At 35.8% G+C, this 2,758-nt stretch carries 3 protein-coding genes; 2 read left to right on the top strand and 1 reads right to left on the bottom strand.

The genetic code is table 11. The annotated features are described in order from the left end of the window. Positions 1-430 precede the first annotated feature (430 nt). Together ACYVM0_RS26940 and ACYVM0_RS26935 are read left to right on the top strand one after the other, a co-directional pair. Positions 431-1,003, top strand: a complete 573-nt coding sequence (locus ACYVM0_RS26940; protein ID WP_460562603.1) for a hypothetical protein — start codon at positions 431-433, stop codon at positions 1,001-1,003. Positions 1,004-1,187: 184 nt separating this feature from the next. Continuing rightward, the gene (locus tag ACYVM0_RS26935; RefSeq protein WP_460562601.1) at positions 1,188-1,841 is read left to right on the top strand and encodes a hypothetical protein; all 654 of its coding nucleotides are present in this window, start codon (positions 1,188-1,190) and stop codon (positions 1,839-1,841) included. Here the strand turns inward: ACYVM0_RS26935 and ACYVM0_RS26930 are convergent. After that, positions 1,813-2,079 (bottom strand): hypothetical protein, encoded by a 267-nt coding sequence (locus ACYVM0_RS26930; RefSeq protein ID WP_460562599.1) that lies wholly within the window; start codon positions 2,077-2,079, stop codon positions 1,813-1,815. The genes ACYVM0_RS26935 and ACYVM0_RS26930 overlap by 29 nt on opposite strands. Positions 2,080-2,758 lie beyond the last annotated feature (679 nt).

The raw sequence follows: 2,758 nt of genomic DNA, 5'->3' as shown, positions 1-2,758 counted from the left end.
GGCAGATACCACATGAAGTTCACCAGCAGCAAGGACCGCAAATAAGAAGATGGAAAAATTATTATCAAAACAACACCAAAATAATAGCCAGTATGCAACCAACCTAAGCGGTCAGCGCACAAAAAAATATTTTCTTTAGCTATGGTGGCTACGAAAATATTTTTCTGCCCACGCCTAGCGAAAAACTTTTTTAATCAACCTTATTAAGGATGTTTTATCTTAGTCAACTAATAGCAGGATTTATTAACTTAAACAGTCAACTTTTTTCAGGACGGGTCATTGCAAAGCTCATCTTCAGTTTCGGCTTGACGTTTATTGTTTCAACTTTTGTTCTTACATTCAACAAAACAATTTCTATCAGCAGCAGTTACGGTCTGACGGAATTCTAATTCCACACCTGCCGAAAGCCCTGCTCGTTAGCAGCAATTTTATGCGAACATTCATTATACTTTTAGCTCTAGGAATTTTAAATTCATGCGGATCAAAATACCCTTCTGAAAAATATGTACTTGCAAAAAAGTATAGAGATTTATTGAGTTCATATAATGAAGGGGATACAATAAAATATGTAGATGGTAAGGGAAACTTTTGTCTTTATTTAATTACGAAAATTGATTCTTCATTCATCGACCAAGGTGTAGGAATGATTAGTACACGAGGCCGAAAAGACATCTCAATTTCTTGTCGAGAACTTACAAATCCCAAAAAAGGATATGAAGATTATTGGATGTTTATCCTTACAAAATATCCTGACGACGATTCTACTTATTTTGACTTTCGAATTAAGGATTTTTATGGACCCGAGCCGCATCAATTGATAGAACCTAACTCAGACACTCTAATTGCAAACGGAATTATTATTTCAAACTACTACTCTTTTATTCCGTATAATTTATTGGAACAAAGAGATTCCAATTCTGTAGTCAAACTTTATATGACAAATAAGAATGGAATAATTGCTTACAGATGTAAGAATGGAATTTGGTGGACGAGACTACATTAACTGCTGCTAACATAGCATTGCCGCAATTTGGGCGGACAATTATACTCTCAACATTATCTCGCTACCAATCTTCAGTCTTCGGCTTGACCGTTTATTAATTCACTTTGTAGTCATAAGAAAATTTCGTTCCTTTAAGCAGCAACAGCACCGGGCGGACACAGCATCAAATTCCCAAACTGCGGCAATGCTCGGCGTTGGCTGCTATGCTATTCGACACCGTATGCTAATTAAAATCAATCGACAAGACGCAATTACAAAGTATCCAAAACTGCCTTTGCGTGCTTACAATTCTAAGGAGGAAGATTACGATTTTTTTTATCCAGCGACTTTTACTGGTTATGTATTGACACTGCCCTCCAAATCACTTAAAGGACACATTAAGTTACTAGGAACAGAAATCTCCCTTTTAACCACTCATTTAGGTTTCGATAAATTAATATTCCTTGGTGACATAACCACTCCTTGGTTATATCGAGACCACAACTTTAAACAAGCCAAAGAAGGCTTACAGTTTTTGGTAGATAATAAAATTGGAAAAAGATTTAACGGAGCATTGCAAGTTAACACTGACCAATTACCAACCTTTATAAAACACCTTTCTTGGCTAGTACGCACTAATGCAATTCTTCCTTATGTTCATTTTATCGACCCAGAACAAAATGTTATCGGTACTATTTGCAAATATGGCAATTTGCACATTTATACATTGAATAAAAAAGCCGACAAGCCTTTAAAAGAATTAATAGACAAAAGTAAATTCGAGTACTTAACTGACGGCACTTGCGACAATAAGTTTTCTAAAAGCAGTGCTATAAAAGGCAGGCAAATAAAAGTGTGACGGCAAAGCACAAGCAGGTAACATTGGGTTTGCTGCAAGGCTGGCTGGCCGTTGGAGCAATGGTCATTTTATCACTGTTGTGCTTCATCTGGGCTGGACAATCATTGTTGAGCTTTTGTTTGTTAACCCGTACTTTTATATCTTTAACCTGCCTGCCGGCAGGCAGGTCAGCAGCGGTTCCGGGCGGACGAGCAATGAATTCCAGCCCTGCAAGCAAGCCCTGCCCGTTGGCTGCCATTTTCGTTGCTTTAAAATTATTGTAGGCTTTATGAAAATTCTTTTTTAATTGCTCTTTAGTTCAAAATACAATATGAAGTTAATTCTCTCAACCTTTTTGCTTGTCCCTTTATTTTCAATTTCCCAAATACGTAATGCTGATTCGAGCATTATTAAAATGCATATTATTGATAGCATTTTTTATGCAACAAAACATAAAACAAAATTGAGGATGATTGGATCAAGAGACTCTACCTTATTCACTCATTACTTTGTAAATAGAAAAAGCAATGACCTCATGGCCGTCGATATGTATAAACGTCTTCCTAACAGTAAACACGGAGAATGGCGATATATTTATTATTTTAGTAAGGGCGAATTGATAAAGTTATTTATTCATCTTTACACAAAAAGGAATAAATATTTACGAGAGACTATCTACTTTTCCGATGGTAAGGTAATTCAAAGACAAGGAAGTATAAACCCGCAATATGACTTAGAAAAGCCTTTATCGTTTTTAAATATTTTTAAGACAAATTTGAATCCTCTACTCTAGTTTAAACGGCAGCCAACATGGGTTCCTATGTATATATAGACTTTAGAGAGTGAGAATAAAAATATTAATTTCTTTTGAAAGCAGGGAGTAAACAAGAGTTTATTTTTATTAACTCCTTGCCTTCGCCAGAGTTTTTTTCGGTTTA

The organism is Ferruginibacter profundus, from assembly GCF_054783275.1.
This window is presented reverse-complemented; position numbering and strand designations above follow the sequence as displayed.